Genomic DNA, 5,531 nt, shown 5'->3' with positions numbered 1-5,531 from the left:
CCCGAACCGCCCGAAGCCCTGGGGCTTGCTCGGTTGGTCGTCGACCGGCAGGTCGATGGCGGTGAACCGCTGGTGGCGGTAGTTGGAGTCGAGCCAGATGTCGCCGGTCTCGCCGTCGCGCTGCTTCCCGACGATTAACAGCAGGCGGTCGCGACGGTTCGCATCGGGCGGGTGAAGGAAAATCACGACGTCGGCGTCCTGCTCGATGGCACCGGAGTCGCGCAGGGCCTTCAGCGTGGGTCGGTGGCCTTCGCCGTCGCGGTTGAGCTGCGAGAGCAGGATCACCGGCACGTTCAGCTCCTTGGCCAGGCCCTTCAGGGCCCGAGTGATGATCTGCAGGGCGTCGGCGGTGCTGAGCTTTGGGCCGCCGGGCGGGGTCATCTGCGTCAGGTAGTCGATCGCGATCAGGTCGCAGCCGGTGGTGGCGTGGATCTGGCGGGCACGGGCACACAGCGCCTCAACGGTGAGCGCAGGCGTCTCGTCGATGTACAGCGGCAGGTCGGCGATCTCGGACGCAGCGTTGAACAGCGCGCCGAAGTCGGCGTCGTCGAACAACACCGGGCGCTTCATGCCCGCGGCGTTGACCTGAGCGACGTGCGCCTGGATGCGGTCGGCGATCTTCACGCCAGTCATCTCGAGGCTGAAGAACAGGGTGCGCTTGCCGTGGCGCGCGGCGTTCACCAGCGACTGGATCGTGAACGCGGTTTTGCCGACTGAGGGTCGAGCGGCCAGCACGATCAGGTCGCCGGGCTGGTAGCCGCACAGCATCTCGTCGAGCGGCTGCAGGCTGGTCGGGATGCCGGTCAGCTCCTCCTTCGAGTTCACCCGCCGCTGCAGCTCGGCGACCGAGGCGCGCAGGTACTCGCGGATGTGCTTCACCTGGCCGGCGTGCCGCGGTAGGCAGGCGCCGATCAGCTGCTGGGCCTGGCCGAGCACGTCGGGTCCGTCCAGCTTCGCGATCTGCGCGCCGGCGGCGTGGATGCGCCGGGTCATGGCAGCACGGGAGACCAGCTCAGCGTAGCTGCGCACGTTGGCGTGGCGCCAGCCGTCGCTGTTGGCCATTTCGACGGCGAGGATCGCCAAGTTCTGGTCGACCTCGCCGATCGTCACCGCGTCGAACGGCTCGTTCGCGTTGGCGCGGTCGCGGATCAGCCCGTACAGCTTCCGGTTGGCGCCCGCGGCGAAGTCGTCGACCACCAGCAGGTCGGCCACGCGCCAGTAGGCCTTCGGGTCGGTCAGGCAGGCGCCCAGCACGGCGATCTCGGCGTTCATGCGGCCCTCCGCTGCATTGCGCTGATGGCCTGGTCCATGACCTTCGCGAACTGGTCCTCGCGCAGCAGCACGTCGATCGACTGCTTCCAGCTCGGGTTCGATGGGTTCGGCTTGCGGCCGGCGCGCCAGTCATCGAGCGCGCACTCGGCCCAGTAGGCGTCCCAGAACTCCTGCGGGTCGTAGGGCCAGCCCTGCTGCTTGCAGACCTTCCGGGCGAGCTTGCAGGCGGCCAGGATGGCGCGGCGGCGCTTGTCGCCGATGACGTGGGGCGACTCGCAGTCGGGTAGCAGGCGCTTGAACGATTCGACCACGACAGTCACCTCGTCGAGTTTGGGGGGAAGCCCCTCCCCTAGCAGATCGCCATTCCTCCCTGCACCCTCCTGCTCCTGCTCCTGCTCTTGCTCCTGCTCTTGCTCCTGCTCTTGCTCCTGCTCTTGGCTTCGTAGGGGCTTGGAAGGGGCTTGCTCTATTCCGCGAGGCTTCGTCATGTGGAAGCTGTCGCTGTAGCGCTGGAAGAACTTCCCGAGGAATGGGTTGTCGGGCAGCTGGTCGTACTCGCGCTGCACCCCCTTGCACTGGTTGTCCTTGGCCTTTAATTCCTCGCCGATCTGATACTTAGCCATCTCGTAGACCCAGACCATTTCGGTCTCTTGGTCGTACGCACACAGGCCGCTTTCGATGGCACCCTGTAGCCCCTTAGAAGCCCCTTCCAAGCCCAGCCCAGTTTCGTGCGCCATGTACAGCATGGGTTGGTAGTACAGGCCGAGCATGTTCGAATGGGGCGAGGTCATCAGGTAGAAGCCCACGACAAGGGCCTCCGTGCCGGCCTTGCGAAGGGCCTTCCCTGTTTCACCGGTCCAGAAACGACCGTTGACCTTCGAGTAATCACGCATGCTTTTTCTCCCGCGCCATCAGCGGCAGCGGCTCTTGTGGGTGCTGACTGGAAGCCGCCAGCGCAGCCTCAGCCGCGGCGACCTCCTCGGGGGTATGGGTGCGCTCGGCCTCGGCCAGCGCGCGGGCGCACAGCGACTCCTGGCGGGCGAACCACGCCTCTGACCGGCGCTTCATGCCGCCACCTGCTGCTGACGCTGCTCGCGCGCCGCGGCCTTGCGGGCCAGGCCACGCTCGGACACGCAGGCCTTGCACTCGCTCGACCACTGCGTGACGCGCGTTCCCGTGTCGCGCCGGTACCAGAATTCATCGGTCACCGGCCACCAGCACTCCTCGTCGGGGTAGCCGCGCGCCTTGCAGCGGCGGCAGAACTGCTCGGTCCCGTAGGGCGTCATGCGGATCACGGGGTGTCCCTCCCCTGCTGCGCCTTGTCGGCCTGCTCGCGGATCGCGTCGGTGTGCGGCCGGATGTACTCGACCAGCGCCTCGGCGCCCGTCAGGTCGAACTCAAGCGGCGGCAGCTCGCGCGGCTTGTCGGCCAGGGCGCGGCGCAGGTCCAGGGTCGTGGTCGCCGTCATGGCGTGTTCCCTCGCAGGGCTTCAGTGAGCACGCGCACCTTCATGCGCTCCGCGTCGAGCTGCTCGCGGGCTTCGCGCAGGGCGCGTTCGGTTTCGGTCTCGCGCTTGCGCAGGCTGGCCGGGTCATAGCCGCGGGCATGCGTCAGCCAGATCAGCGGCGCCTCGTTGCCGCACAGGTCCATCAGGTCGCCGAGCTTGTCGACGGGGAAATGGGCCTCGCCGCGCGTGATGCGCGTCCAGTGGCTCGCGTCGATGTCCAAGGCGCGGTAGACCTGCTTGTCGGCCTCGAAGCCGCCCAGCGACACACACAGCTTGATCGCGCCAAGCAGCGTGGGTTGAGCCAGCACGATCGCTGGGTCAACGGCCTGGATGGCGCGCGCCAGGCGCAGCGGGATCTGGGGTCCGTCCATCGCCGGCAACACGTTGGACTTCATTGGACGGTCCTCGCGCAGGCACGCTGAAAGGCATGAGCGCAGAGCACAGACAGGGCGGACCCTCCCCGGCGGTAAGCTGGATCTGCCAAGCCACCAGCCACCACCGAGGAGAGGTCCATGGGCGTTTTGGAAGACGTGATGAAGGCGCTGGAGCGCGTTCCCGGGTGGAAGCGCATCGCCGCACTGCCGAAGGAAGTCGACGAGCTACGGGCGCGAGTCGAAGCGCTCGAAAAGCGCCTCCAGCCAGCGACGGGCGACCAGTGCCCCAAGTGCAGGGAAATGCACTTCATGCTGGTCCAGTCCCATCCCGATCCGTACATGCTGGAGCTGGGCGTGATGCGAGATCACTACCAATGCTCGGCATGCGGCTATCAGGACCAGCGAACGCGGACATAGCCACCGCCAGCGTCTGCAAAGCCGCCATGGCGTGCGGGCCATCGGCCACGATCTCGGCCTTGCCCAGCTTGGCGTTGATGACCTGGAACGTCAGGTGGACCCGTGTCGGCTCCATCTCACGCCACCTGCCCTTCGGCGGGCGCGGTCTGCGAAGATGGGCCGAAGATGTCGAGGTTTTCCAACCGCACCGCAGGCGGGATGCCGCGCGTGGTCCAGTTGTGTACCCGCTGCACGCCATTCTTCGGGTCGAGGTTGAGTCTGCGGGCCACTTCAGCCGGCCCACCCAGTGCGTCGATGACGGCTTTATCGGGATGCGGTGTGTTCATGGCGCCGATTAAACGCCATGTTTAGCGTCCAAGTCAACGCAGTGTGTAACAACAGCTTGTTTAGTCGGCGAACAATCGCCGCCATGGACATGCACCCATCAATGCGCCGGCTCTACGAAGCGGCGAAGGAGCGCGGAGACAACGCGCCAGCGAAGGTCGCTCGAAGACTCAATGTTTCACCGCAGCGCCTGCAAAACTGGGAAAGCAGAGGCATTTCTCGTGAGGGAGCCCTCACTGCTCAACAGGCCTATGGGGTTGACGCCAACGAATTGCGCGAGGGGCACAAGGCCTCAAAGGCCAATCTGGCATCCGATGACCAGGAGTGGGAGAGCGTCAAGGGCTACGCCCAGGCCGTGGGCCTGGGCGACGGAGCCGAGGCTTCCGAGTACGAGGAGACGCACTCGCTCAAGTTCAAGCGGTCATCGCTGGCCCGCAAGCGGCTCAACCCGCACCGGCTGGCCGTGATCTACGGCAAGGGCGAGTCGATGCTGCCGCGCATTCACGACGGCGACGCCATCCTGTTCGACACGCAGGACACGCGCCCGGCCGACGGGCAGCTGTTCGTGATCGCCACCGACGGGGTGGCGGCGCCCGAGTACAACGTGAAGCGCTGCAAGGTGGTCGACGACCTGGTGCTGTTCGAGGCCGACAACCCGACGGGCGACCACAACTGGCGCCAGGCCCGGCGCATGGACAACAAGCGCGCACCTATCCGGATCATCGGGCGGGTGCGCTGGATCGGCAGCTGGGAAGATTGATCGCTGGAGTAGCGAGATGAACAGAATTGCCTTAGCCGGAATCGTTGGCGCGTGCTTCGTGCTCAGTGCTGCATCTCATGCTCAGTCCAACGGATGGAGCCGACTTGGAGCGGCTCTTGGTGGGCAAGGGAAAATGGATGCTCAAGAGGCCTACCGACGAGCCTACATGCAAGGTCTCGAAACCAGGGCTTTGACCGAGGAATTGAAAAACGATCGCTTGCAAAACGACTTGGCTGAGCGCCAGGCGGACCTGCAAGAAGAGGTCTACAAGACCTGGTTGAGCGCAGGCCTCAGCAACCAGGAAGCCCTCGCTCTCGCGAATGCTTACCGGCTTCAGCCAACGCTTTCAGCGATCATCATTCGAGCTCGGCGAGAAGGAGCAAAAAGTACCTTTGAGCATGCTGTTCAGGCCTACCAAAACTACAACTATCAACTTGCCGATGAACTTGTGATTGCTGGCAATGTGGCCCTGAGAGAGTCACCACAAGTACCAGCAGCATCAGCTTCGTCAGGACCGTAGCCACCACAAAAGCACGCGTGTTGGAACAGCCCGCCATCGCGGGCTTTTTCATGCCTGCGATGCGGGACTAAACATAGTGTTGACACAAGGCTAAACGCGGTGTTTAATCGTCTCCAACAGGCCACCACGGCCCGCTGGAGACGACCATGGACAAGTACATCGTTCAGTACCTGACGCAGGAATACGGCGCGCTCGATGACCGCGAGGTCGAGGTGGAAGCCGCAAGCCGTCAGGAAGCCATCGCCAAGGTCAGCAACGGCCAGCGCCACGCCTACTACGCCGAGCGCGTGGAGGTTGTGGCATGAACAAGCAGCCCATCTTCATCGCCGAGCGGTTCGGCAACGCCTTCCGCGGCGA

General features: G+C 65.0%; 11 protein-coding genes. 4 read left to right on the top strand and 7 right to left on the bottom strand.

Annotated features, from left to right (window positions below):
* From ACO2Q2_RS17250 to ACO2Q2_RS17225, 6 genes are all read right to left on the bottom strand, one after another.
* Positions 1-1,272 (bottom strand): replicative DNA helicase (locus ACO2Q2_RS17250; RefSeq protein ID WP_423257485.1); only part of this gene is annotated, 1,272 nt, incomplete at its 3' end.
* Positions 1,269-2,165, bottom strand: a complete 897-nt coding sequence (locus ACO2Q2_RS17245; RefSeq protein WP_423257484.1) for a hypothetical protein — start codon at positions 2,163-2,165, stop codon at positions 1,269-1,271. The genes ACO2Q2_RS17250 and ACO2Q2_RS17245, both read right to left, overlap by 4 nt.
* A complete protein-coding gene (locus tag ACO2Q2_RS17240) occupies positions 2,158-2,340 on the bottom strand; it encodes a hypothetical protein (protein ID WP_423257483.1) in 183 nt (60 codons plus the stop codon). The genes ACO2Q2_RS17245 and ACO2Q2_RS17240 overlap by 8 nt, the downstream gene beginning before the upstream one ends.
* Positions 2,337-2,558, bottom strand: coding sequence for a hypothetical protein (locus ACO2Q2_RS17235; protein ID WP_423257482.1), 222 nt, complete (start codon positions 2,556-2,558; stop codon positions 2,337-2,339). Before ACO2Q2_RS17235 ends, ACO2Q2_RS17240 begins: the two co-directional genes overlap by 4 nt.
* A gap of 5 nt (positions 2,559-2,563) precedes the next feature.
* Entirely contained in the window at positions 2,564-2,740 is a 177-nt protein-coding gene (locus ACO2Q2_RS17230; protein ID WP_423257481.1) for a hypothetical protein, read from the bottom strand.
* Positions 2,737-3,174, bottom strand: coding sequence for a hypothetical protein (locus tag ACO2Q2_RS17225; RefSeq protein ID WP_423257480.1), 438 nt, complete (start codon positions 3,172-3,174; stop codon positions 2,737-2,739). Before ACO2Q2_RS17225 ends, ACO2Q2_RS17230 begins: the two co-directional genes overlap by 4 nt.
* Positions 3,175-3,291: 117 nt before the next feature.
* Here ACO2Q2_RS17225 and ACO2Q2_RS17220 point away from each other — a divergent pair, with 117 nt between their 5' ends.
* A complete protein-coding gene (locus ACO2Q2_RS17220; RefSeq protein WP_423257479.1) occupies positions 3,292-3,570 on the top strand; it encodes a hypothetical protein in 279 nt (92 codons plus the stop codon).
* A 116-nt stretch (positions 3,571-3,686) separates the two neighbouring features.
* Here the strand turns inward: ACO2Q2_RS17220 and ACO2Q2_RS17215 are convergent, their stop codons facing one another.
* Positions 3,687-3,896, bottom strand: coding sequence for a hypothetical protein (locus ACO2Q2_RS17215; protein WP_423257478.1), 210 nt, complete (start codon positions 3,894-3,896; stop codon positions 3,687-3,689).
* An 83-nt stretch (positions 3,897-3,979) separates the two neighbouring features.
* Between ACO2Q2_RS17215 and ACO2Q2_RS17210 the strand changes: the two genes are divergently transcribed.
* The 3 genes from ACO2Q2_RS17210 (at position 3,980) to ACO2Q2_RS17200 (ending at position 5,479) form a co-directional block, all read left to right on the top strand.
* The gene (locus ACO2Q2_RS17210) at positions 3,980-4,654 is read left to right on the top strand and encodes a LexA family transcriptional regulator (protein WP_423257477.1); all 675 of its coding nucleotides are present in this window, start codon (positions 3,980-3,982) and stop codon (positions 4,652-4,654) included.
* 16 nt (positions 4,655-4,670) lie between these two features.
* Complete coding sequence (locus ACO2Q2_RS17205; protein WP_423257476.1) at positions 4,671-5,174, top strand: hypothetical protein; 504 nt, start codon at positions 4,671-4,673, stop codon at positions 5,172-5,174.
* 146 nt (positions 5,175-5,320) lie between these two features.
* Positions 5,321-5,479 carry a hypothetical protein gene (locus ACO2Q2_RS17200; RefSeq protein ID WP_423257455.1) on the top strand — a complete coding sequence of 53 codons (159 nt, stop codon included), beginning with the start codon at positions 5,321-5,323 and terminating at the stop codon, positions 5,477-5,479.
* The last annotated feature ends 52 nt before the right edge of the window (positions 5,480-5,531 follow it).

The sequence above is a fragment of the Dyella sp. KRB-257 genome, assembly GCF_049445995.1.
Classification (GTDB): domain Bacteria; phylum Pseudomonadota; class Gammaproteobacteria; order Xanthomonadales; family Rhodanobacteraceae; genus Dyella_A.
This window is presented reverse-complemented; position numbering and strand designations above follow the sequence as displayed.

Coding starts and splice junctions, on each gene's coding strand:
- ACO2Q2_RS17210 (WP_423257477.1), top strand. CDS start 3,980: ATGGACATGCACCCATCAATGCGCCGGCTCTACGAAGCGGCGAAGGAG.
- ACO2Q2_RS17225 (WP_423257480.1), bottom strand. CDS start 3,174: ATGAAGTCCAACGTGTTGCCGGCGATGGACGGACCCCAGATCCCGCTG.
- ACO2Q2_RS17245 (WP_423257484.1), bottom strand. CDS start 2,165: ATGCGTGATTACTCGAAGGTCAACGGTCGTTTCTGGACCGGTGAAACA.
- ACO2Q2_RS17230 (WP_423257481.1), bottom strand. CDS start 2,740: ATGACGGCGACCACGACCCTGGACCTGCGCCGCGCCCTGGCCGACAAG.
- ACO2Q2_RS17205 (WP_423257476.1), top strand. CDS start 4,671: ATGAACAGAATTGCCTTAGCCGGAATCGTTGGCGCGTGCTTCGTGCTC.
- ACO2Q2_RS17220 (WP_423257479.1), top strand. CDS start 3,292: ATGGGCGTTTTGGAAGACGTGATGAAGGCGCTGGAGCGCGTTCCCGGG.
- ACO2Q2_RS17200 (WP_423257455.1), top strand. CDS start 5,321: ATGGACAAGTACATCGTTCAGTACCTGACGCAGGAATACGGCGCGCTC.
- ACO2Q2_RS17240 (WP_423257483.1), bottom strand. CDS start 2,340: ATGAAGCGCCGGTCAGAGGCGTGGTTCGCCCGCCAGGAGTCGCTGTGC.
- ACO2Q2_RS17215 (WP_423257478.1), bottom strand. CDS start 3,896: ATGAACACACCGCATCCCGATAAAGCCGTCATCGACGCACTGGGTGGG.
- ACO2Q2_RS17235 (WP_423257482.1), bottom strand. CDS start 2,558: ATGACGCCCTACGGGACCGAGCAGTTCTGCCGCCGCTGCAAGGCGCGC.